At 43.7% G+C, this 316-nt stretch carries 1 pseudogene; it reads left to right on the forward strand.

Annotated features, from left to right (window positions below):
• Positions 1-127 precede the first annotated feature (127 nt).
• Positions 128-316: pseudogene (locus A3738_RS09955) on the forward strand (3-hydroxyacyl-[acyl-carrier-protein] dehydratase FabZ); the annotation flags it as partial.

Below are 316 nucleotides of genomic sequence, written 5' to 3' on the forward strand. Positions count from 1 at the left end.
CGCAGCATTGCACGACTGCGACGCTTAGATAGTACAGAGTCTCGTTTGAAGGCTGTTGAAAAACGACTAGACTCGATCAATCCAGAATAAGGGAATTAATATGACGGCGGAAAATACTGTGCGCACGATGGATATCGGTGAAATTCATGAATATCTACCCCATCGACCGCCCTTTTTATTTGTTGATCGAGTTACCTCTGTTGTTGGTGGTGAGCGAATTACAGGATATAAAAATGTATCTATTAACGAAGGGTTCTTTCAGGGGCATTTTCCTGGGATGCCAATTCTGCCGGGAGTATACATTTTAGAGGCGCTT

This window comes from Oleiphilus sp. HI0066, assembly GCF_001635725.1.